The organism is Limosilactobacillus agrestimuris (genome assembly GCF_943193105.1).
GTDB classification, from domain to species: domain Bacteria; phylum Bacillota; class Bacilli; order Lactobacillales; family Lactobacillaceae; genus Limosilactobacillus; species Limosilactobacillus agrestimuris.
Map to the genome: position 1 here is coordinate 1 of NZ_CALPCW010000002.1, position 24,011 is coordinate 24,011.

General features: G+C 42.2%; 21 protein-coding genes, 1 rRNA gene, 1 pseudogene, 1 riboswitch and 1 other annotated feature. Of the genes and pseudogenes, 4 read left to right on the plus strand and 19 right to left on the minus strand.

Annotated features, from left to right (window positions below; all coding sequences use genetic code 11):
• The 17 genes and pseudogenes from NFR46_RS01710 to purC form a co-directional block, all read right to left on the minus strand.
• Nucleotides 1-374, minus strand: a 16S ribosomal RNA gene (locus NFR46_RS01710); the annotation flags it as partial.
• Nucleotides 375-629: 255 nt separating this feature from the next.
• Nucleotides 630-788, minus strand: coding sequence for a hypothetical protein (locus tag NFR46_RS01715; RefSeq protein WP_251574195.1), 159 nt, complete (start codon nt 786-788; stop codon nt 630-632).
• 125 nt (nt 789-913) lie between these two features.
• A complete protein-coding gene (tyrS, locus tag NFR46_RS01720) occupies nt 914-2,167 on the minus strand; it encodes a tyrosine--tRNA ligase (RefSeq protein WP_251574196.1) in 1,254 nt (417 codons plus the stop codon).
• Nucleotides 2,168-2,221: 54 nt separating this feature from the next.
• Nucleotides 2,222-2,422: a binding site (T-box leader), on the minus strand.
• A gap of 97 nt (nt 2,423-2,519) precedes the next feature.
• Nucleotides 2,520-3,521 (minus strand): hypothetical protein, encoded by a 1,002-nt coding sequence (locus NFR46_RS01725; protein ID WP_251574197.1) that lies wholly within the window; start codon nt 3,519-3,521, stop codon nt 2,520-2,522.
• A gap of 146 nt (nt 3,522-3,667) precedes the next feature.
• A complete protein-coding gene (locus tag NFR46_RS01730; protein WP_251574198.1) occupies nt 3,668-4,225 on the minus strand; it encodes a folate family ECF transporter S component in 558 nt (185 codons plus the stop codon).
• Nucleotides 4,226-4,283: 58 nt separating this feature from the next.
• Nucleotides 4,284-4,377: riboswitch (THF riboswitch) on the minus strand.
• A gap of 180 nt (nt 4,378-4,557) precedes the next feature.
• Nucleotides 4,558-4,983, minus strand: a complete 426-nt coding sequence (locus tag NFR46_RS01735; RefSeq protein WP_251574199.1) for a hypothetical protein — start codon at nt 4,981-4,983, stop codon at nt 4,558-4,560.
• 370 nt (nt 4,984-5,353) lie between these two features.
• Nucleotides 5,354-6,040 carry a 2,3-diphosphoglycerate-dependent phosphoglycerate mutase gene (locus tag NFR46_RS01740; protein ID WP_251574200.1) on the minus strand — a complete coding sequence of 229 codons (687 nt, stop codon included), beginning with the start codon at nt 6,038-6,040 and terminating at the stop codon, nt 5,354-5,356.
• A gap of 125 nt (nt 6,041-6,165) precedes the next feature.
• Nucleotides 6,166-6,833, minus strand: a pseudogene (locus tag NFR46_RS01745) (DUF554 domain-containing protein).
• 131 nt (nt 6,834-6,964) lie between these two features.
• Nucleotides 6,965-8,221 (minus strand): phosphoribosylamine--glycine ligase, encoded by a 1,257-nt coding sequence (purD, locus tag NFR46_RS01750; protein WP_251574201.1) that lies wholly within the window; start codon nt 8,219-8,221, stop codon nt 6,965-6,967.
• A 152-nt stretch (nt 8,222-8,373) separates the two neighbouring features.
• The gene (purH, locus tag NFR46_RS01755; RefSeq protein ID WP_251574202.1) at nt 8,374-9,912 is read right to left on the minus strand and encodes a bifunctional phosphoribosylaminoimidazolecarboxamide formyltransferase/IMP cyclohydrolase; all 1,539 of its coding nucleotides are present in this window, start codon (nt 9,910-9,912) and stop codon (nt 8,374-8,376) included.
• Nucleotides 9,913-9,915: 3 nt separating this feature from the next.
• On the minus strand, nt 9,916-10,494 hold the full coding sequence (gene purN / locus NFR46_RS01760; protein WP_251574203.1) for a phosphoribosylglycinamide formyltransferase: 579 nt from the start codon (nt 10,492-10,494) through the stop codon (nt 9,916-9,918).
• 8 nt (nt 10,495-10,502) lie between these two features.
• On the minus strand, nt 10,503-11,540 hold the full coding sequence (purM, locus tag NFR46_RS01765; protein WP_251574204.1) for a phosphoribosylformylglycinamidine cyclo-ligase: 1,038 nt from the start codon (nt 11,538-11,540) through the stop codon (nt 10,503-10,505).
• Nucleotides 11,537-13,000, minus strand: coding sequence for an amidophosphoribosyltransferase (gene purF / locus NFR46_RS01770; protein WP_251574206.1), 1,464 nt, complete (start codon nt 12,998-13,000; stop codon nt 11,537-11,539). Before purF ends, purM begins: the two co-directional genes overlap by 4 nt.
• The gene (purL, locus tag NFR46_RS01775; RefSeq protein WP_251574207.1) at nt 12,976-15,204 is read right to left on the minus strand and encodes a phosphoribosylformylglycinamidine synthase subunit PurL; all 2,229 of its coding nucleotides are present in this window, start codon (nt 15,202-15,204) and stop codon (nt 12,976-12,978) included. Before purL ends, purF begins: the two co-directional genes overlap by 25 nt.
• 3 nt (nt 15,205-15,207) lie before the next feature.
• A complete protein-coding gene (purQ, locus tag NFR46_RS01780; protein WP_251574209.1) occupies nt 15,208-15,888 on the minus strand; it encodes a phosphoribosylformylglycinamidine synthase subunit PurQ in 681 nt (226 codons plus the stop codon).
• A complete protein-coding gene (gene purS / locus NFR46_RS01785) occupies nt 15,889-16,137 on the minus strand; it encodes a phosphoribosylformylglycinamidine synthase subunit PurS (protein WP_251574211.1) in 249 nt (82 codons plus the stop codon).
• The gene (gene purC / locus NFR46_RS01790; RefSeq protein WP_251574213.1) at nt 16,138-16,857 is read right to left on the minus strand and encodes a phosphoribosylaminoimidazolesuccinocarboxamide synthase; all 720 of its coding nucleotides are present in this window, start codon (nt 16,855-16,857) and stop codon (nt 16,138-16,140) included.
• Nucleotides 16,858-17,606: 749 nt separating this feature from the next.
• On the opposite strand from purC, the gene NFR46_RS01795 reads away from it, so the two are divergent.
• Genes NFR46_RS01795 through NFR46_RS01805 form a run of 3 tightly spaced genes read left to right on the plus strand, consistent with a single transcriptional unit; the run spans nt 17,607 to nt 21,019 of the window.
• Nucleotides 17,607-18,473, plus strand: coding sequence for a homoserine O-acetyltransferase/O-succinyltransferase family protein (locus tag NFR46_RS01795; protein ID WP_251574214.1), 867 nt, complete (start codon nt 17,607-17,609; stop codon nt 18,471-18,473).
• A complete protein-coding gene (locus NFR46_RS01800) occupies nt 18,470-19,759 on the plus strand; it encodes an O-acetylhomoserine aminocarboxypropyltransferase/cysteine synthase family protein (protein WP_251574215.1) in 1,290 nt (429 codons plus the stop codon). Before NFR46_RS01795 ends, NFR46_RS01800 begins: the two co-directional genes overlap by 4 nt.
• An 18-nt stretch (nt 19,760-19,777) precedes the next feature.
• Nucleotides 19,778-21,019 carry a homoserine dehydrogenase gene (locus NFR46_RS01805; RefSeq protein WP_251574216.1) on the plus strand — a complete coding sequence of 414 codons (1,242 nt, stop codon included), beginning with the start codon at nt 19,778-19,780 and terminating at the stop codon, nt 21,017-21,019.
• Between the two features lie 35 nt (nt 21,020-21,054).
• Here NFR46_RS01805 and NFR46_RS01810 read toward each other — a convergent pair whose 3' ends face one another.
• On the minus strand, nt 21,055-21,801 hold the full coding sequence (locus NFR46_RS01810; protein ID WP_251574217.1) for an alpha/beta hydrolase: 747 nt from the start codon (nt 21,799-21,801) through the stop codon (nt 21,055-21,057).
• 69 nt (nt 21,802-21,870) lie between these two features.
• Here NFR46_RS01810 and NFR46_RS01815 point away from each other — a divergent pair, with 69 nt between their 5' ends.
• Nucleotides 21,871-22,623: an NADPH-dependent oxidoreductase gene (locus tag NFR46_RS01815; RefSeq protein ID WP_251574218.1), complete on the plus strand. Its 753-nt coding sequence runs from the start codon at nt 21,871-21,873 to the stop codon at nt 22,621-22,623.
• Nucleotides 22,624-22,674: 51 nt separating this feature from the next.
• Here the strand turns inward: NFR46_RS01815 and purB are convergent, their stop codons facing one another.
• Nucleotides 22,675-23,970 (minus strand): adenylosuccinate lyase, encoded by a 1,296-nt coding sequence (purB, locus tag NFR46_RS01820; protein WP_251574219.1) that lies wholly within the window; start codon nt 23,968-23,970, stop codon nt 22,675-22,677.
• Nucleotides 23,971-24,011 lie beyond the last annotated feature (41 nt).

Here is a 24,011-nt window from a genome sequence, read left to right on the forward strand (position 1 = left end):
GAGTATGGACCGTGTCTCAGTTCCATTGTGGCCGATCAGTCTCTCAACTCGGCTATGCATCATCGCCTTGGTAAGCCATTACCTTACCAACTAGCTAATGCACCGCGGGCCCATCCTGAAGTGATAGCCGAAACCATCTTTGAAACGAAAACCATGTGGTTTTCGTTGTTATGCGGTATTAGCACCTGTTTCCAGATGTTATCCCCCGCTTCAGGGCAGGTTGCCCACGTGTTACTCACCCGTCCGCCGCTCACTGGGAATCCAACGTCAAATCAGTGCAAGCACGTCATATCAGTTGGGCCAGTGCGCTCGACTTGCATGTATTAGGCACACCGCCGGCGTTCATCCTGAGCCAGGATCAAACTCTCATATAAAATATAAGAACTTGAATAGCTCTAATTCAAATTAATTAAGCGAATTGACTTCGCAAATGTTTTTGCTTCAAATCATAATGATTGAAGACCCTACACATTTGATTCGTCGAAACTTTGTTCAGTTTTCAAAGGTCTACCTTGTTTAGCTAAGGAGCTAAACAACATTTATTATTATATCACACGCTCACTTTAAGGTCAACAACTATTTTTAATTAATTTCAATCAATTAAAAATAGTTGTTCAAATAAGCAGCTTTTATAATATACCATCCCATTGAGAAAGAGTCAACACTTTTCTTGAAATAAAAATGTTTGACTGAACAATTGCAAATTTCTTTGCTCCCTCAACAGGAACTATACTATACATTCTTTTTTTCTTTTCGTCAACAATAAATATGAAATATTTTTCATACATTATCAACATTGCCGAACAATTATGATAATTTCCACTAAATAGTTAACAAATAATAGTGTAAAATGAAAAGTGCTCGTCAAATCCATGACATGAGCACTCACAAACAGAACAATTTAATTTTAAAATTATTTTACACGAACCAGGAAGTAGCGCTTCTTACCACGGCGAACAATTACGAACTTCCCATCAAAGTGACTGTTAGGATCAATTTCCGCATCTACATCTGTTACTTTTTCACCGTTAATATGAATTGCACCATTCTCGACATCCTGACGTGCCTGACGACGTGATGGTTCAATCTTTGTATCGTCAACTAACCAGAGAATGATATTCTTCTTTTCATTAGTTACCTCTACAGAAGGAACATTGCTAAAGGCTTGTTCAATCTCCTCAGTGGTTAAGTCAGCAACATCCCCAGAGAACAATGCTTTTGTAATCCGTTGTGCTTCAGCTAACCCTTCTTCACCATGAACAAACTTAGTAACTTCTTCAGCTAAGCGACGTTGAGCTTCACGCTTCCACGGCTCCTTCTTAACCTTTTCTGCCAACTCATCAATTTCATCTTTAGATAAGAAGGTGAAGTATTTAAGGTATTTAACAACATCACGGTCATCTTGATTAATCCAGAATTGGTAGAACTCGTATGGTGAAGTCTTCTTTGGATCAAGCCAAATAGCACCACCAGCAGTCTTACCAAACTTTGTCCCGTCAGCCTTAAGCATCAACGGAATCGTCAAGCCATATACCTTTGCATCTGGTCCTTCTACCTTATGAATTAAATCGATCCCAGCAGTAATGTTTCCCCATTGATCGGAACCACCAATTTCAAGTTGAACATTATTATTTTGGTAAAGGTGCAGAAAATCAACCGCTTGAAGAATTTGATAGGTAAACTCAGTAAAGGAAATTCCTGAAGCAAGTCGACTAGCAACAACTTCCTTATTTAACATGGTATTAACATTAAAGAGCTTCCCAAAGTCACGTAAGAAGTCAATCATGGTAAAGTTCTTTAACCAAGTATAGTTATCAACAATAGTGAAGTTTTCAGTGCCGAAGAGTTTCTTCATCTGTTCGGTCAATGCCTTCTTATTATGTTCCAATTGAGATTCAGTTTGAAGAGTCCGTTCAGTCTTCCGGCCAGATGGATCACCAATTGCACCAGTCCCACCACCGATAATAATTACCGGGTGATGTCCAGCAAGTTGGAACCGTTTCAAAATCATAAATGGGATCAAGTGACCAATATGGAGACTGTCCCCTGTTGGATCTGTTCCACAGTATAAGCCGATGTTTTTATTTTCAGTTAATTCCTTTAGTGCTTCCTTATCAGTGGTTTGGTTAATCGCACCACGCCATTCGAGTTCATCAATAATGTTCATTAATATCTGCCTCCTAATATAATGGATTAAAAAAATCCCCAACTTCATAACGAAGTCAGGGACGATTTACCGCGTTACCACCTTGAATTGTAACTACTTTAAGTAATTACCTCTCTAGTCGATAACGAGACGATCCGTTCATAATTGAAAAGCTCAGTAAGTGTAATTCGTCAGCTAACCTTGTCAGGTTTCCAGCAACCACCTGATCTCTAGATGACTGATTAGTCGACTACTAAATTACCTCAATGCCTTTATTTGTTGCCGTTATTGTACCGAGATAAGTAACCCTTTGTCAAGCTAAAAGAGGCCGGTGGAAAAGTGTTTTTCCATCAGCCTCTAATTTAATAATTATTTACTTTTCTTGTTTCTGTTTATTTTGCTTAGCCTTATCTTTTTTCGTCTTCTTTGGTGTGTAGACTTCATGAACATAAGCTTCCCCAGTTAATTCAGCAACTGGTTTGAATGTTCCGGCAAAGTCTTCATCAAGATTAGCAGTCTTCTTTGCTTCTTCATAGTAAAGAGCACCACTGGCGAAAATTACTGGCAAGTAAGCTGCAAAGCCAAGGATCATCAATAATAATCCAACATATACTAATGGGTACGTTGCAGTGTAGATTCCCCAGTAAGCTAAAGCACCGAAGATTACTTCCCAGATAACCATTGGGATGAAAATAACTACAAGCATAATTAACAAGTAGTTCCACTTCCGGCCACCCATAAACCGTCGACTAGCAGTTAGGGCATAACGCATTGATTGACCAAGAAATTGTGGTTGACGATCACGGTAAAGGAAGTTTGCCTGTGAATACTCAATCCCTTTCCATGCCATCACAATATCATTTAAAATCCGGCAAACAATTACTAAGGCTTGGTTCTTAGCAACAAGGCCACCGATAATATCTAATGGTAGGCTCCAGAGGAATACAAACAAACCTGTATAAAGGATGATTCGCCATAATTGATTCTTCCGCAAGTGCTTGTAATGCATCCATACTGAACCAGCACTCACAATTTGTTCAGGATGACGAACCTTATCTTGATAATTAAATTGTGCAGCGGTAGTAAAGAATGAATAGAAGAATGACAATGCAATTAGAATAATGATTGCAATCAGCAATTCAAGCAATGCCAACCCAATTGCTGCAGGTGATGCCATCCCATACATAATCATCATCATGGCCATTCCCATTGAACTCAAAATTCCCTGGGCAAAGTAACCAACGATAAATGATAACGCAAGGAAAATAATCATTACTCCGCCGAGTGGCCACATTGACGCTTGGTAATGTGGCTTAACCAGTCCCTTCAAGTCATGAATAAACTGCTTTAAGGACAAATGATAACGTTTCTTCATTTAATACTCTCTCCAATTATTTCAGAATATATTTTTCATCATAACATAAAAAGAACAAAGCTCAATTTTCAAGTCGCTTTTTTCATAAAAAATTCATAAAGGCCCTTAGCATTCGAATCTTCAAACACTAAAGGCCATTTTCTTCGTTAACTCATCTTTGTACTACTATAAATTTGACTCAGTCGCCTAAGGATAAAGAAAACAATAATTCCTTCTAACGGCCAAGTAATAACTTCTTTGGGTAAGCGAATAAGCAAAAGGGCCCAAAATGTTCTTCCGGTACTTCCGGAATTTAGACTCATAATATAAATCCAAAGAGTCGTAAAAACAACGTTAGTAATCAAGATTTGAAAGAATTCATATACTAACGCCCGTTGCCACGTAATTTTCTGGTTATACAGGAACATCCCGGCAAGTACTCCAGAAGCGAAGGCCGAAAGTGTAAAGCCAGGGAAAAAGGCTGTTCCTGAATTAAGAATGGTATTACTGATAATATCATTAACTACCATCGCCCAACCACCAATCCATGGTCCAAGATAATAACCGATCAATGCGGTAGCAATAAAGCCAAAGCCAAACTTTAGGATCATCGGGTTACCAATGGAAATTTTCTCCAAAATCACCTCAAGAGCAATCAGCATCCCGGCAAGTGTAAGCCGCTTAGTAGTAAAACGTGGTCCAGCAAAAGATAAAATTGAGGACATCTCAATCCACTCCCTATATAAAATTTATTTCGTTAGGGAACACATTGACAAGTGTCTTTGTGGTGAATGCGGAATTATCAAGCGGCAAGAGCCTCCTTCCAACGTTCACATTCCGTTCCGCTGGACAATAACTCGGTAATTCCTACCCCAACAGCCATAATATACTCCGTTTCCGGATATTATTCAATGAAATCAGATTAAATATATGGATAAATAATTGATGAGCAAGTATTTAAGGCAAAATAGTTCGTATTTTTTCTGTTTAAAAAATCGGGGCTAGCCCATTTCAAACTAACCTCGACTGGATAAATGTTCAATTATGCCAAATAATTTTAGTCTAACTTACCTGCGTTCTTTAGAATCTTCTGAGCCTTTTCGAGGTAGCCGTGTTCAGCACGGAAGGCCTTAATCTTGCCACCCTTGCTTTCGTCTAAGTCGTCAAGTTGCTTTTCGAGTTCTTCAAAGCCTTTCTTTAAGTCCTTGATAACAGGCTCTTCATCTTCCATGTAGATGTAGTGGTTTTCAGCAGGATCCTTACGACCCTCACCAGCAACTCGCTCAAGCTTGTCGTCATACTTGTCAACCTTTTGAGCATGCTTAAGAATCGACTTAATGTCCTTGATTGTTTCATGTTGAGCAGTGTGGTGCTTTTCGTTATCAACACTATCTTCAATTCGTGTTAAGTGACCCTCAGCATCTGCAATCTTCTTAGCAATCCGATCTAATGCTTTTAATTGACGTTTTGCATAATCAGCCATAATAATAACCTCCTGAGATATATTCTTTACACTTATTATTATATTTTTAATGTTTAAGTTATACAAGCAATAAGCCTTACTAATTTAAATCTCCAAAATTAATAATTAATATTTTTCTATGCGATTATTATAATGACATTTTCTTCATATTATCCTAGAATCCGTCAATTATTTACTTGGCATAATATACAAAAAGAGAGTGGGACAGAACTAGCTTGACTAGTTCGTAGTCCCACCTCCGCAAGGATGGCTAGGTTGGTCAAATGCTGATTTATCAGCGTTTGAACTGCCAGCCAGCTACTGAGTTATTGCAGTATTATCCTAAAAAATAGTAAAGAGACTGGATAATTTCCAGTCTCTTTACTATTTTTTAGTATTTTTCCTTGCTCAAAACATTAAGCTTTTCATCGAAGTCATAAACAACTGGTTGACCAGTAGCCATTTCGAGGTTCATGATATCTTCGTCAGAAATATTTTCGATGTACTTGCTCAAAGCACGAAGAGAGTTACCGTGGGCAGCGATGATAACGTTCTTACCATCAAGAAGCTTTGGAGCAATTTCATCTTGCCACAAAGGAATAACCCGTTCCAAGGTAACCTTCAAGTTTTCACCACCAGGAATAGCACGTGGGTCTAAGTTAGCGTAACGACGGTCCTTAGCAGCAGAACCTTCGTCATCGGCACTCAGCAATGGAGGTAAAACATCGTATGAACGACGCCAAATGTGAACTTGTTCGTCACCATACTTTTCAGCAGCCTTCTTCTTATTGTGACCTTGGAGTGCACCATAGTGACGTTCGTTCAAACGCCAAGTCTTGGTTTCTGGAATCCAAAGTTGGTCACATTCTTCAAGAGCGTAGTGCAAAGTCTTGATCGCACGCTTCAATACTGAAGTGTATGCATAGTCAAATTCAATTCCATGTTCCTTAAGGGCCTTACCAGCATTCTTAGCTTGTTCAACACCCTTTTCACTTAAGTCAACATCAACCCAACCAGTGAATTGGTTAGATAAGTTCCATTCACTTTGGCCGTGACGAATTAAAACTAGTTTTGCCATGTTCTAATGACCTCTTTCTTCTTAAAATCGCTATACTATACAGCATTACTTAATCATTTTAATCCAAACACCACAAAATTCCAATAGGGGAAATCCCGTTCTTGTGAAATTAAGCGCGAGCAAAACTAAAATAACATCAAGCCAATGAATAAACAGACCGGAACTAGTAAGGACGGAAGGAGATTTAACGTTTTAATAACGAAATTCCTGTAGTCGCAATCAAAAAGCCACCGACAATGGAAATCTCCGTTACTAATGCACTACTAAAGAAACTGGCAGAGAGGTATTTTGCGACAACATAGATCATCCTCTGCCAACAGAATAATACCGGAGCACAAACAAGCATCCCCCAACCAAAGCTTGCTCCAAACACCATTGAGCTAACAAAGTCGAGGGTCGCATTCGTGAATAACATTGTATAGTCTCCCTTTACCGCCGCCATCACAGGGCCAACAATTGATAACGCACCAATACAGTAAAGGAGGATTCCGGTTGCAATCCCTTCACCTGTTTGTGAATAACCACCAAAACTAGTAATGAGTCGGTTAAAGCGCGCATCGATTTGCCACCAATTTCCTAATACAGCACCAATAGCTAAACTGACGATAAAAAGCACCGGGTAATGACTTTTAGGCATATTATTAATTGCATTTTCTAAACCGATCCCTAAAGCCGCTAATCCCATCGCCACAAATAATGCATCTTGATAGCGTTTCTTAAGACCTCCCTTTAGTACACAACCAATTGTCGTCCCAACTAAAATTGCACACGTATTCGCAATTGTTCCGATCATATTTTCTTCCTCCTAGCAAAAAGCGACACGGTTGAATAAGACTCATCTTATCCAACCGTGTCGTTTATTTTTACACGATCCTCTGATGTAGTAGTAATTAAACACTCTTATTTACGGCGTGTCAACCCGTGTTACACCCCAGCTTTTGCACCAATATCATGGCGGTAAAAGCATCCAGCAAGAGGTATCTCCTCTAAGTAGTTATAAACTCGGTCATGAGCTTCCTGGAGAGTTGAACCTTGGGCAAGGATCATCAGTAGTCGACCGCCAGCGCCATGTAAATCAGTAAGCGTCCCTGCGACATTAGCATAATCGATTTCAATTCCTGCACTATTTAGGGGCAAAGTGACCTTTTGCCCATGTAGTGGTTTCTGCGGATATCCCTGCGAAGCTAGTACAACACCAAAACTAGCTGCTGAACTTTCTTTAATTTCTGGAAGTGGTCGATCATCAATCGCGGCATCCACTAATTGGTAAAGAGCTGTCTCTAGTCGCGGCAAGATTACTTGTGTTTCGGGATCACCTAGACGAACATTGTACTCAATCACTTTTGGACCATCCTTAGTAAGGATTAAACCGATATAAAGGGCCCCATGATAATGATATCCGCCATTTACTAATCCTTTAATGGTTGGTTCAACTACTTCATCGATCATTCGTTGCCGATCGCTCACTGATAATTGCGGTAGTGGACTGTACGCACCCATTCCCCCTGTATTTGGCCCCCGATCATCATCATAAGCACGCTTATGATCTTGGGCTATTGGAAGAATTCGGTAATGACCATTACTAATAACAATAAACATTGAATATTCAGGACCGCTTAAGTATTCTTCAAGGACTATTCGTGCCTGTCCAGACGCAAACATTTCTTTAATCGTTTGAACCGCTTCGTCGTGATCTTTTGCAATCACAACACCCTTTCCCCCAGCAAGGCCGTTTTCTTTAATAACTACTGGGTAACCAAATTGATCGACATTATTAAGAAGGGCTGTCTGGTCACGATAAGAAACATAGTCGGCAGTGGGTACCCCATAATTATTCATGAAGTTTAGTGCATATTCTTTAGAACCTTCTAATTGGGCTGCCCGGGCATCAGGGCCAAAAATTTTTAATCCAGCCGCGTGAAATTCATCCACAATCCCGTCAACTAAGCATTCTTCAGGACCCACAAACGTCCATCTAACATTATGTTCTTGGGCAAACTTGATTAAACTTGCAAAATCGTTCTCAGAAATATTTACCGTTTCAACCCCCACACTAGGCATTCCAACGTTGCCTGGAGCACAGTAAACGTGAGCTACATCATCACTTTCCTTTAGTTTTTTGGCAATCGCAAATTCGCGACCTCCTTGGCCAATTACTAGTAAGTTAACTTCATCCGTCATCCTGTCCTCCTATTTTATCTAGTGTTCTCGGCTACTGTGTCAAAATATGCTCGCCAGGGACTTGCTAGGACTAGCAAACTCCTTCCTAGGCGCAAGACGCCTTCGTCAGGAGAAATCGCTCGCCTTCCGCAAGTCCTCTGCTGGCTCACACTCTAATGCCTGAAATGTCTTACTCCTGTTAGGACCATGGTGATGCCGTATCTATTGGCCATGTCGATGGATTCTTGGTCACGAATGGAGCCACCGGGTTGGACAACAGCTTTGATGCCATGTTGACCGGCATATTCAACACAGTCTCCAAATGGGAAGAAGGCATCGGAAGCCATGACGGTTCGTTCATCAATATCATTTCCCGCATGCTTTACGGCAATCTTCAAGGAGTCAATCCGGTTAGGTTGTCCTTCACCAACCCCAAGAGTCCGTTCATCATTTGCCACAACAATCGCATTAGACTTAGCGTGCTTAACTGTCTTCCATGCAAACATTAAGTTCTTCAGCTGTTCATCAGTTGGTTGAACCTCGGTAACGCATTTCCAGTCATGATAATCTTCCTCAAGAACATCTTGCTCTTGCATCAACATCCCACCCATTACGGAAACGACCTCATGTTTCGTTGGTTCATCCTTCTTACTAAAATCAAGGCTTAGCAGACGAATGTTCTTCTTTTTAGCTAAAAGTTCATAAGCGTCATCATCAAATCCAGGAGCAATCACAATTTCAAGAAAAATCTTGTGCATTTTTTGTGCCGTTGCCAAGTCAACTTTTCGGTTAAGGGCAATTACTCCCCCAAAGATCGAAACGGTATCGGCAGCATAAGCCCGGTCCCAAGCTTGTTCAAGCGTTTCACCACGGCCAATTCCGCAAGGGTTCATGTGTTTCATTGCAATGACCGTTGGTTCATCAAACTCGCGAATACACCGGAGTGCTTCATCAACATCCTTAATATTATTGTAGGAAAGTTTTTTACCATGAAGCTGGGTAGCAGACAAAACAGAAAAGACCTTAGGGATTGCATCTTGGTATAACCAAGCTTTTTGGTGGCTATTTTCACCATAGCGCATCGTTTCTTTTAGGTTCCAAGTTAAAGTCAGTTTTTCAGGATCTTCAAGGCCGTTTTGCTTAGTTAAGTATTGAGAAATCAACGCGTCATAAGCGGCAGTATGGTGAAAAGCCTTGGCAGCTAATTTTGCCCGCGTTTCTAAATCAGTTGTTCCATTTTTCTGAATCTCACTTAGTACCTGATCATAATCAGATTGGTCAACCACAACCGTAACATCACGGTAATTTTTGGCAGCTGAACGGAGCATGCTTGGACCACCAATATCAATATTTTCAATTGCATCCGTAAGCTTAACATTTGGTTTTTCAACTGTTTCTTTGAACGGGTAGAGGTTCACACAAACAAGGTCAATCGGTGTAATGTTCAGTTTCTTTAGGGTTGCTAAGTGCTCAGGAAGTTCTCGCCGTGCTAATAAGCCACCATGGACGTAAGGGTTTAATGTCTTTACCCGACCATCAAGAATTTCCGGAAAATGAGTAACATCTTCAATACTAATAGTATGGATTCCCGCATCGTCGAGGACCTTCTTTGTTCCACCAGTAGAAACAATCTCAAAGCCGCTATCTTCAAGCCCCTTTACAAAGGGGACCAGGTTTGTCTTGTCAGAAACACTTACTAATGCACGCTTCATGAATCAATTCTCCTTTTCTAATTCTGTCAAAACTTGTTTCACTGCTTCAGGGTATAATTGGTGTTCTGTCTCATGAATCCGGGCTTCCAAACTATCAATGGTATCAGTAGCCAAGATTGGCACGCGACGCTGGGCGATAATCGGTCCAGTATCTAAACCGGAATCAATGTAGTGAACAGTTACTCCCGTTTGCTTTTTACGATCATTAAAGGCTCGCTCAATCGAATGTAACCCCGGATACTCAGGCAACCAAGCAGGGTGGAGGTTTACAATCCGGCGTTCATAGCGCTCAAGAATTGTCGGTCCAACAACCCGTAGGTAGCCTGCAAGGATAATAAAGTCGATTTGCTCTTTTTGCAGCAACTGTAAAAGGCGTTTTTCATATTCTTCTTTTCCACCACAGGATTTGACCGTAAAACTTTTAGCAGGAATCCCTAATCGTTTAGCCCGCTCCATCACTGGTGCATCCGGGTGGTTACAAAACAAAAGCGTTAGTTGGCCTGGAATGTCCCCAGTTTTGAAATGCTTCGCTAACACTTCAAAGTTTGTCCCGTTTCCGGACACCAAAATGGCAATTTTCATCTTTAACTTCACCTAATTTCAACCTTTTCCCCATTATCTGGACGTCGACGCAACTTTCCAATCACGTAGTTTAGCTCATCCACAGCTTTCAATCCTGCCTGTACTTTTTCAACATTTTTTGGACTAACCGCCAAGACTAAGCCAATCCCCATGTTAAATGTCTGTAAACAATCAGCTAATGGTAATTTCCCTAGTTCTTTTAAATAGTTAAAAATCTGTGGAGTTGGCCAGGAACTATAATCAATTACCGCTTGAAGTTCATCACCAATCATCCGGGGAACATTTTCAATTAATCCCCCACCCGTAATGTGGCTAATGCCGCTTACGAATTTTTGCTGAACCAGGGGAAGGACTTGGCGAACATAAATCCGGGTTGGCTTAAGAATTGCTTTGCCAATCGCTTCACCTTTAAGTTCCGTAGGACGATCGTTAAGTCGAACTTGGTGGTCCTTAAATAAGATCTGACGAACAAGACTAAAGCCATTGGAATGGAGGCCACTAGACGGTAAGCCCACAAGAACATCCCCTGCCTGTGGTTGAGAAGCCGTTAAAAGATCATCTTTTTCTGCAACCCCGACAACGGTTCCCGCCAAGTCATATTCTTCTTTAGAATACATATCCGGCATTTCTGCGGTTTCACCACCAATTAGGGCTGCCCCGGCATCACGACAGCCAGCCGCAACCCCGCTAACAATCTCAGCCATCTTTTTCGGTTCGTTATGGCCAGTGGCAATATAATCAAGGAAAAATAGTGGCTCCGCACCCTGAGCCAAGACGTCATTGACACACATGGCAACAACATCAATTCCAATCGTGTCGTGTTTCCCCATTTTTTGGGCAATTAATAACTTTGTTCCGACACCATCCGTTCCAGAAACTAAGACTGGGTGCTTTGTAGGTAATTTTCCGAGATCAAACATTCCACCAAAGCTTCCGAGATCACCCACGACACCAGGGCGAGCAGTTGATTTTACCGCTGTTTTAATTTGCCTAACCAATTCATATCCAGCGTTAACGTCAACGCCAGCCTCTTGATAACGATTCATGACATTTGTTCCTTTCGTGCCCGTTTTTCTTGTTCACTTAACGACTTCAAGTAGCCATCTTCATAATCATAAAGTGGCGTCGGATAATCTCCGTTAAAATACGCTACCGTTAAGCCACCATATGGCGCATCCCCCGCATCTGGAATATTAATTGCCTTAATTAGATTTTCCACACTCAGAAAATAAAGTGAGTCGGCACCAATTAGATCCCGCATCTCAGAAATCGAATAGTGTGCAGCCATCAATTCCGAACGCGTCGAAATATCAATCCCATAAAAACAAGGAAATTTAAATGGTGGAGAAGCGATCAACATGTGAACTTCCTTAGCACCAGCCTCACGGAGCATCTTCACAATCTGTTTTGATGTCGTCCCCCGGACTAGTGAATCGTCAACCACGATTACTCGCTTACCAGCAACAACTCCCCAAACAGCAGATAATTTAAGGTGGACCCCTTGTTCACGTAAAGCTTGGGTTGGCTGGATAAATGTTCGGGCAACATATTGACTCTTGATTAGCCCCATCTCATACGGTAATCCTGACTCTTCGGCATACCCCGAAGCCGCCGATAATGAAGAATTAGGAACACCAATTACCATGTCAGCATCAATTGGGTACTGTTTAGCCAGTAACCGCCCCATTTGTTTTCGAGCGTTGTGAACTGTTACCCCATGAATAATCGAGTCTGGTCGAGCAAAGTAGATGTATTCCATCGAGCAAACTGCCAACTTAGTTTTAGTTATGTAATGGTCAATGTGTAGGCCACCACGATCAATCACGATTAATTCCCCCGGTTGAACATCACAAACAAATCTGGCATTCACAATATCCAGGGCACAAGTCTCACTAGCAACAACATATGCACCACTCTTCAGTCGACCGATACATAAGGGACGAATGCCGTTTGGATCAAGTGCCGCAACCAAACGTTCCTTTTGTAATAGAAGAAAGGCAAAGCCACCATGAACGATATTCAAACTTTTCTTTAGGGCGGGAATAAAGCCTTCGTTAATGTATTTTCGAACAAGGTGGATCAGGATTTCAGTGTCAGAATCAGACTGGAATACTGCTCCCTCGTCCTCTAACTGCCGCCGTAAAGTTACCGCGTTGGTTAAATTGCCATTGTGGGCTAACGCAACGTCACCATCATGAAAGTGAAAAAGAAATGGTTGAACGTTAGCAATTGAATTGTGACCGCTAGTACCATAGCGAACGTGACCAATCGCTGCATCCCCGACCAATCGTTTTAGCTCGTTCGGGTTATCAAACACTTTTGCCAAAAGCCCACGATCGCGGTGTTGGTAAAGGTCCTGTCCATCAGTTGAGACGATTCCAGCCCCTTCTTGACCACGATGTTGGAGAGTATGAAGTCCGTAATAGGTTAATTGGCTCGCGTTGGGGACACCAAAGATGCCAAAAACACCACACTCTTCATTTAATCCTTTGATTTCAGTTGGCACGAAATAGCCTCCTCCCATAATTTTTGTAATTCGGTAACATTTTGGTTAATTTCAGCATCAGTAAGATGGACTTCAAGCCAATGAGAATTAGTAACCTTGCCGATAAATGTAGCATCATCACTCATAGCTTCTTCAAATTCTGTGACCTTCTCAGACGGGACAGTAACTACAAATCGTCCTGGTGTTTCACTAAATAGTTGAGCTGATGATAAGTGGCGGAGGTTAAGATCCATCCCTAAGTCAGTCTTAAAGAGAGCCTCGGCAAGACTAACTCCAAGCCCTCCCTCACTAAGATCATGGGCACTTGCGACATTACCAGCCTGCATTTCACCCAAAAGCCGGTTCATATAGTTATGGATATGGTCCAAGTCTAGTGAATTAAGGTTCCCATTAATCTCACCGGTCAACATTTTCTGCAATTCAGAACCAGCAAAGTCATTGCCGGTCTTCCCAATGAGGTAGACTTGGTCACCAGCAGTTTGGGCAGCCATCGGGATGACCCGGTCGATATTTTTAACTAGACCGACCATGCCGACCATTGGCGTCGGGTGGATTGCCTTACCGTTATTTTCGTTATATAAGGAAACATTCCCGGAAATAACCGGAGTATCAAACACTCGGCAAGCTTCAGCCATCCCCTTAACCGACTGGTGAAGTTCCCAGAAGATTTCAGGGTCATTGGGATCACCATAATTTAAACAGTCGGTAATCGCTAAAGGTTCCGCACCACTGGTGATGATATTAGCAGCAGCTTCCACAAGGGCTATTTGACCACCAATTTGAGGGCTGAGGTAGACAAAACGCCCATTCCCATCCGTTGTCATTGAAAGGCCCTTCCGAGTACCACGAATTCGCAAAACCCCAGCATCACTCCCGGGACCCATAACAGTACTTGTCCGGACTTGCGAATCATATTGGCGGTAAAAGACGCTCTTATCAGCGATTGTTGATTGCTGGAGTAAGTCACGTAAAACCTGCTCAGCATCAGTGATTTCAGGAAACCACGCTGGTTGTTTTTCTGCTTTCGTAATCCGTTCAGGTTTCTTTTCAGTACTCGTCTCTTCCAAAACATCATCGGTCAAACTAGAAACCGGGATATTGCAGACTTCTTGTCCGTCATGGTAAAGGACATAATCGTTTCCTGACGTAATTCGGCCAATCGTCACTGCTTCTAAATCGTAAAAACTGAAGATCTCCTTAATATCTTCTTCATAACCCTTATTTACGCACAGGAGCATCCGTTCTTGAGACTCGCTCAACATAATTTCGTATGCGGACATGTTCGGTTCCCGTTGTGGAACGAGGTCAAGATTGAGTTCCATCCCACTCTTCCCTTCAGCAGCCATTTCCGCACTAGAAGAAACGATTCCCGCAGCTCCCATATCCTGAATCCCAACCAGCCAATCGGGATGCTGGGTAATCACTTCCAGGCAGGCTTCGAGAAGGAGCTTTTCCATAAATGGATCCCCAACTTGAACAGCGGAACGTTGCGTAGCATGTTCGTCACTAAAGTCAGCTGAAGCAAAGGTCGCCCCGTGAATTCCATCTCGCCCTGTCTTAGCGCCAACGTACATTACGGCGTTACCGATCCCAGCGGCCTTCCCCTTTTGGATATCCTTCTGGTCCATCAGGCCAACACTCATTGCGTTACACAGAACGTTACCTTGATAACACGGGTCAAAGGTTGTTTCACCAGCAATTGTCGGAATCCCCATACAGTTACCGTAGTCACCGATTCCCCGAACGGTATCGTTAACCTTCATCTTTGTTTTAGGATCAGTTAGCTCCCCAAAATGAAGCGAGTCTAGAGAAGCCACCGGTCGGGCGCCCATACTAAAGATGTCACGGAGGATCCCGCCTACTCCAGTTGCGGCCCCCTGGTAAGGTTCGACCGTCGTCGGGTGGTTATGACTTTCTGCTTTAAACACGACAGCTTGACCATCATCAATATCAACAACCCCTGCTCCTTCACCAGGTCCTTGAAGAACCCGTGAGTTTTTATTTGGAAAGAGCCGTAAAACAGGCTTCGATTTCTTATAAGAACAATGTTCACTCCACATTGCAGCAAATAGTCCTGTTTCAGTATAGTTTGGCAAGCGACCAAGAAGCTTTTCGCTAATGTAGTTATATTCGTCTTCGCTTAAACTCCAATCAAGGTACGGTTTTTGTTTTTTGATCTCTTCAGGAGTCATTGCCTGTTTCATAACTTATTCCTCCACTTTTGCCTTACTAGTTGTTAATAGTGACTTAAATAGGCGAAGGCCATCCGTATTACCAAGGATTGCTTCAACTGCTCGTTCTGGATGAGGCATCATCCCTAAAACGTTTCCCCGTTCATTAGTAATTCCCGCAATGTTACGTAAACTACCATTAGGATTTTCTTCAGCATACCGAAAGACAACTTGGTGATTTTTCTCAAGTCGGTCTAGGGTTTTCTGATCCGCAAAATAGCTTCCATCTGCATGAGCAATTGGTAAGTCAATCCGCTCGTGTTCTTGATATCGCTGGGTAAACATCGTCTGGTTGTTAACTACTTCTAATGGAACTGTTTTGCAGATAAACTTCTGGCTATCATTCCGTTTTAACGCTCCCGGAAGGAGACCAACTTCGGTTAAAATTTGAAAACCATTGCAAGTTCCAAAAACAGGTTTTCCTTCCTCTGCCATCTTAATTACTGCTGGCATGATATTAGTAAAACGAGCAATTGCACCAGCCCGTAAATAGTCACCATAGGAGAATCCGCCCGGGAGCATTACCGCATCAAATCCTGCCAAGGTCTTTTCACGATGCGAAACATATTCAACATCTGCATGACATACTGAGTGCAATGCTTCGTAGAGATCAACATCACAGTTCGAACCAGGAAAAACAACCACCGCAATCTTCATTTATTCTTCCTCCATCACTTGGTATGTGTAGGTTTCCATATTGAAGTTAACCAATAATTGATCCGCAATTTCCTTGATCGTTTTTTCAACAGTGTTCCCAGAGCCATCAACATTAACATCAAAGAATTTACCAACTTGAACGTCCTTAACGTCATCGTGGCCAAGAGTGTGAATAGCATCTTTAATGGTTTCACCTTGAGGATCAAACACTGATTGCTTATAGGTAACGAAAATCCGTACTTTTGTCATTTACTTATCCTCCATGATGACTTTCTGTAAACGCACTAATACCTGATCATAGGTTTGAGTTAAGTCAGCAAGTTTGCGGCGGTAAACGTCCTTGTCCATATGCTGCTCGGTCTTAATATCCCATAAGCGACAATTATCTGGAGAAAATTCGTCGGCTAATACAATGTCACCATTACTCAAGCGACCAAATTCTAGTTTGAAGTCAACTAGTTGCATCCCCGCCTTTTCAAACAGCGGTGTCAGTAGGCCATTAACTCTCCGACAGATACTCCACATCTTATCGAGTTCATCATGACTAGCAACTCCTAAGGCAATACTTGCTGATTCATTGATGAATGGGTCATCAAGTTGATCACTCTTGTAAAACGTTTCTTCTACTGGTTCAGGAAGTTTTTTACCCTCAGTTAACCCGTACCGGCTGGCAAAGTGTCCTGCCACTACATTCCGAGTAACAAATTCTAGCGGGAACATTTCACACTTCTTAACTAAGTCTTCATTATCAGAAAGTTTCTTAATAAAGTGAGTTTCAATTCCATTTTTAATTAAGTATTGGAATACTAAACTTGAAATAGCATTTGCGGCTTTTCCTTTACCCGCAAAACGTTCTTTCTTCTTTCCGTTAAGCGCTGTCGCTTGGTCCAGGTAGACAACTCGTAAAACATCAGGTTCTGTCGTTTGCCACATTTGCTTTGCTTTTCCGGTATAAAGTAACTTTTCCATCTCTAGTTACCGCTCCTTTGCATAAAAGACGAACATTAAACATATTATTTAAGATTTCATTCGTCGAATCTGTCATTAATATACCCTCCTCCTTAAAAGATTGTCAACCAAATCCGTTAACTTTATTTATATTTTTTATCATAATGTTCGTGTTTTAGTTGGACGTTCATTTTCCGTAGGCGTGATCTTAATAAAATTAAACTAGCCCAGCTTTCAACTACTGATTAATCCCTCCTCAACTAATCTTTTTTTATTTTTACGAATTATTATTGACTTCCACTAAATTAAGATTAAACTAATAAACAATTAAATTTTGATTAGACTTTGAAGAGAAGAGTAGTACCCTACCGTTTTGCAGAGAGTTCTTATTGGTGAAAAGGGATATTCGGGAACAGTATGAAGATGAGCTCTGAGTCATCTAACTTTGGTCATCCCAGCTAAGTTAGACGGATAGCAACCGTTATATTGCGGAGTATTCATGTCTAAATGAGTACTTAACGAGGTTGTTATTGCGAAGTAGCAACAAACTCAGGGTGGTACCACGAAAGCTTTCGTCCCATAGTTCTATATGAATTACGGGGCGAAGGCGTTTTTTGTTTAGAGTGCTATCGTCCCAAAGAGCTTCCGGAAGGCTAACGATTTCTCCGACGAACGGCGTCTTGCCGTCGGAGTCGGAGGTCGTTAGTCCTAGGAAGCTCGGACGAAGCACGTTTTCCACCCCCCACCTCTTCTAGAAAGGAGACTCCACCATGACAGCAAACGCGAAAAACGGCTTTTTACTCAGTGATGGTCGCTGGCAAAATCATTACCTTAACGATCCAATATCTGTTTTAGTAGTTAACCTCATGCCAACTAAGGAAGTGACCGAACGACAATTCTTAGAAAGTTTTAACAATTTGGAGCAAGATATTGAAATTACATTCTTGTATCCCGCAACCCACCATTTCAAAAATATTTCTTATTCTGCAATCACTAAAGCATACGCAAGCTTGGCCGATATTGAAAGTTCATCATTTGACGGCTTAATCATCACTGGTGCTCCGGTTGAACAACTTAACTTCCACCAAGTTGATTATTGGGAAGAATTCCGAACAATCTGTGACTGGGCTAAGCGGCATACCAAGCAATCGTTACTTGAATGCTGGGCAGCACTTGGTGGTCTCTATAACGACTATCAGCTTAATAAACAACAATTACCGCAAAAGCTTTTCGGCATCTACCAAGCAACAAGTATCAATGAGCACAATCGCCTTTCACATAATTTTCACGCCATTAAGATTCCTCAATCGCGTCACTCTACACCGATTGTTGATCCCGATAACCTCCCTGATGATCTAGAAGTTATCGCTACTAATAAGCAGATTGGTCCGCTAATTTATTACTCACCTTCAAATCACCGGACGTACATCACCGGCCATCCGGAGTACGAAGCGGATACGTTAGCTAAGGAATACTACCGGGATCTAAAAAAGCGGCTCCCAATTCAGGAACCGCATAACTACTTTGCTAACGTTGAGACCGGCAAAGTTAACTATTCATGGCAACAATCAAGTATTCAAATTTATCAAAATTGGTTAAACACATTTACACAACAGAAAGTAGGTACATTAGTATGAGTAAACAAGAACAAACCCCAAAATATCATTTTGAAACCCTCCAAGTTCACGCTGGCCAAATCGTTGATGAGACTGGTGCCCGAGCTGTCCCAATTTACCAAACCACTTCTTATGTTTTCAAGGATGCCAAGCAAGCAGCTGACCGTTTCTCATTAAAGGAACCCGGTAACATCTACACCCGGTTAACCAACCCAACTACCGATGTCGTGGACAAGCGGGTAGCAGCTTTGGAACACGGTACTGCCGCAATTACCCTCGCTACTGGTTCAGCCGCAATTACCGCTGCGATCTTAAATATTGCCCAACAGGGGGACGAAATCGTCTCCGCAAGCACCATTTACGGTGGTACTTATGACTTATTCTCCGTTACTCTTCCTAAATTAGGGATCAAGACCCGTTTCGTTGATCCAGACGATCCAGAAAACTTCGCTAAGGCAATCAACGAACACACTAAAGCCCTTTACGTTGAAAGTATCGGTAACCCTGGTATTAACCTGGTCGATTTTAAGAAGATCGCCAAAATTGCTCACGATCACGGGATCCTCTTTATTGTGGATAACACCTTTGGTACTCCATACCTTGTTAAGCCACTAGACCTAGGCGCTGACGTTGTAGTTCATTCTGCTACTAAGTTCATCGGGGGTCACGGAACAACAATGGGTGGTGTAATTGTAGAAAATGGTAAGTTCGATTACAAAGCTAGTGGTCGCTATCCTGGTTTTACTACACCAAATGACCAATACGATGGTTTAGTGTTTGCCGACCTTGCACCAGCCGCATTTACAACGAAGGTTCGTGCCGAATCCGCTCGGGATCTTGGAGCAACTATTAGTCCATTTAACTCATTCTTACTCCTTCAAGGCCTTGAATCATTATCACTTCGGGTTGAGCGGCACGTTGCCAACACCCGAAAGATCGTTAACTTTCTTAATAATCATCCAAAAGTTGCATGGATTAATTATCCTGAATTAGCAGATAGCCCATATAAGCCGCTAGCTGATAAGTACTTCCCGAATGGTGTTGGCTCAATCTTTACCCTCGGACTTAAGGGTGGTGAAGAAGCCGGAAAGGAACTCATCAGTAATTTAAAGCTTTTCTCCCTCTTAGCAAATGTTGCTGATGCTAAGTCACTTATTATTCACCCGGCATCAACTACCCACGCTCAATTAAGCCCAGAAGAATTAAATGCTGCTGGTGTTACTCCCGATCTGATCCGGGTTTCTGTCGGAATCGAAAACGCTGATGATTTGATCGCGGACCTCGATCAGGCTTTAGCAAAAATTTAAGTAAAGGAGGGTTCTCATATGCGAACGATTAAAATTGGCCTTCTTGGTCTCGGGACCGTTGGTGGTGGAGTCGTTAAATTGCTCCAGGAACATGCGGCAAAAATTGAGCAAACCACAAACGTTCACTTTATCTTAAAGCGAGTCGCGGTGGCCCACTTAAATAAACCACGGAAAGTTTCCCTTCCCGATGAAACAATCTTGACTGACCAGATTGATGAGGTCCTGAATGATCCGGAAATCCAAATAATCGTCGAAACTATGGGAACCATTAATCGTGCTCGCCAAGCAATCGTCCAAGCAATCTATAACCATAAGTCCGTTATCACCGCTAATAAGGATCTCCTCGCAATCGACGGTCCAAAGCTAGCACAACTTGCCAAAAGTCGTCACGTTGACTTTCTCTACGAGGCAAGTGTTGCCGGGGGAATTCCGATCCTTCGCGTCCTCAGCAGTAGCCTTGTCACCGACCAAATTACCCAGGTCTCTGGAATCATTAACGGAACTGCTAACTATATTCTTTCAGCAATGGTCAGTGATAATCTGAGTTATGACAAAGCCTTAATGAATGCCCAACAAAAGGGGTATGCGGAGGCTAATCCCGTAAACGATGTTAAGGGAATTGATGCCGCTAATAAGCTGAGTATTCTCAGTCAGTTTGCCTTTGGAAAAGCACTCGACCCAACAAACCTCAACGTTCGTGGGATCGACCAATTAACTAGTGCCCAGTTAGCAAGCGCCAAACAATTCGGCTACACAATTAAGCTCCTTGCAATTGCTAAACGACTCTCCAACCGCCTCTATACTTTCGTTGGTCCCTCACTGGTTGATAATAATGACCAACTTGCTCAAGTTAATGGTGTTCAAAATGCTGTCGCAATCGAAAGTAACGCTCTCGGTTCAAGTGTTTATACCGGACCCGGTGCTGGTGCTAAACCGACTGCTAATAGCATTCTGAGTGACCTTGCGGCTGCCGCAAATGATATTTTGGACTATGACTGTGGAAACGCATTTAATAACTACCACAGTGAGCTTAATCCCTGTACATTAACTAATGCTCCACAATCATACCTAATTACCGTCTATGACCGGTCAACTCGACCGGTTGATACAATCGACTGGCAAATAGAAACTAGTAATAACCATTACTGGAGTGGTCTCACACCAGTAATTTCCCATAAAAAGCTTAATTCACTCCTTGAAACAATCGGTAATGATTTTGCAGTCAATTATTTACCGGTTTATGGGACGGTGAAATTATAAAAATAAAGTGTGACTGGCGTAGTGCCAGTCACACTTTATTTTTGGAGGTAATTCGCCACTAGTTGTAAAATTTCTGGTTCGTGCTCACCATTAAGGCAGTGTCCTTCACCCTCAACCAAGTGTAATTCACTGTTCGACAAAATAATGTTGTATTTCTTAGCTGCTTCTGGCGAAACAACCGTATCTTCCAGCCCATGAACTACCAGTGCAGGACCCGCAAAATGCTGGGCAGTTTCATAAATCGGCAGTAATTGGGCTGTCCGGAAATATTCTCCACTTACAGCAATTCCATGAACATCGATCATTAATGGGATGTGATTAGGATCGTACTTTGTCCCCTGACAAACTCCTTTTAATGCATCATCTTTGAGGGTCGCTGCAGGAGCCATCAAGACTTCTTTAGTAATAATGTCACGGTAATAGGCAGACAGCATTGAAGCCACTACCCCACCTTGAGAGTGACCGATTAAGTAAATCTGCTGCGCCTTGATTTGAGAGAGCGCAAAATCAATAATCTTCATTCCATCATTGATTTCACTATATACGGTCATATCGGTAAAGGCACCGTCACCCTTTCCACAGCCACCAAAGTCAAACCGAAGCGTCGGGATTCCAGCTTCGTTTAGTTTATGTGATAGGTCATAAAGTAAGTTTCCTGCTTCATAGCCCCGATTACCTTGGAAACCATGCATTAAAATTGCTACCTGCTTATTCTGAAGGCTTTCCGTCCCCTCTAAGACACCACAAAGAGTGAGACCATCACGTTTTACAGTTACATTCATTTTACCCGCTCCTTCAATTTTGTTTCTCCCTTGTCATTTTACTATAATGGGGATAGGAGGTGTCTCGAAATGATTCATAATTTCACTACAGACCAACAAGTCAATCACCGTTCAATTCGCCAGTTCAAGGATCAGTCACTAACCACTGAACAAATAACGACCCTTTACCAAGCGGCTCGTCATACTTCAACCAGTATGTTCCTTCAGCAGTTTAGTATCCTGCATATTACTGATCCAGAAAAAAGGGCCGCAATTCGGAAAATTTCCAAGCAATCTTACGTTGGTGCCGAAGGGGAGCTCTTTATCTTCATCGCTGATTTATACCGGAACCAGCAAATCCGTCACCAACTCGGTAATGATGATGGTCGCTTGCACACAACTGACATCTTTATGCAGGCCGCAGAAGACACAATTTTAGCTTTGCAAAGCGCCCTAACAGCTGCCGAAAGTATGGGACTTGGTGGTGTTGTCCTGGGTTCAATTAAGAATGATCCTGAAAAACTAATTCAGGTACTCGGTCTACCAAAAATGACCTTCCCTATCCTTGGTTTACAAGTCGGAATCCCAGATCAAGAGCCACAATTAAAGCCACGGTTGCCACTTAATCAAATCACTTTCGATAATGATTATCCACGTGACTTTTCAATTGACGACCTTAAAAATTATGACCAAACAGTAACCACGTACTATGATTTACGAGACGCCAATAAACGAATCGATTCATTTACCAACCAGGTTAATGGTCCAAAGTTAAATAATCATGAAACTAGCCGTGACAAGCTCCTGCAAACTTTGCACGATCAAGGATTGGCATTAGAATAACACTAAAAAAGTTCCAGACATTCAAAAAGTTGAATATCTGGAACTTTTTCATTAATCCAAGCCAACCCGCTTAAAGATATCGTCTACATGACGGAGGTGCCAGTGGTAATCAAAGGCATCATCAAGATCTTCTTTTGAAAGTTGCTTTTGAATCGTTGGATCTGCCTCAAGTAATGGCCGGAATGGTACTTGTTCTGCCCAACACTTAGCGGTGTATGGTTGAATCAAGTCATAAGCCGCTTCACGGGTCATTCCACTATTAACTAATTTCAGGAGAACTCGACCACTGTAGATTAAACCAAGGGTCTTATCCATGTTTTTCTTCATCGTTTCTGGGAAGACATCCAGGTTATCCAGGATTCGACCAAAACGACGAAGCATGTAGTCAATTAATGACGTAGAATCAGGTAAAATCATCCGTTCTGCACTGGAATGAGAAATATCCCGTTCATGCCATAAAGTAACGTCTTCCATTGCTGTAACAACGTTCCCCCGCAGGACCCGTGCACAACCAGTAATATTTTCAGAGCCAATTGGATTACGCTTGTGTGGCATTGCAGATGAACCCTTTTGGCCCTTGGCAAAGTGTTCTTCAACTTCATGAATTTCAGTTCGTTGTAGTGAACGAATTTCGGTGGCCATATTCTCTAGACTTGTCCCCATCAAGGCAATAGCAGAGATATATTCTGCATGAAGGTCACGAGGAAGAACTTGGGTTGAAATCTCCTGAGCTCGTAATCCTAGTCGTTCGCAAACATATTTTTCAACGAAGGGATCAATTTCGGCAAATGTTCCCACGGCACCCGAAATTTTTCCGGCTTCAACGCCCCGAGCAGCGTGTTCAAACCGTTCCTTGTTCCGTTTCATTTCGGAATACCAACGGGCAGCCTTTAAACCAAATGTAGTTGGTTCAGCATGGACCCCGTGTGTCCGTCCCATGCAAACGGTGTACTTATACTTCTCGGCTAACTTTTTCAAGACAGCCATGAAGTTATCAATATCTTGACGAATAATATCATTAGCCTTCTTTAAGCGAAGTCCTTGAGCAGTATCTACAACATCAGTACTGGTCATGCCGTAGTGAACCCACTTTCGTTCAGGTCCAAGTGACTTGGAAACGTCACGGGTAAAAGCAATGACATCGTGGTGGGTCACTGCTTCGATTTCAGCAATCCCCTCAACAGAGAATTTAGCATTCTTCCGAATTTTCTCAACGTCTTCAGCTGGAATATGACCAAGCTTACTCCAAGCCTCATCAGCTGCAATTTCAACTTCCAACCAGCATTGGTATTGAGTCTCCAAGCTCCAAATCTTCGCCATTTCTGGACTAGTATAACGGTCAATCATTAGTTAAAGTTCCTCTCTAATTATTTCTCTAGATAACAATA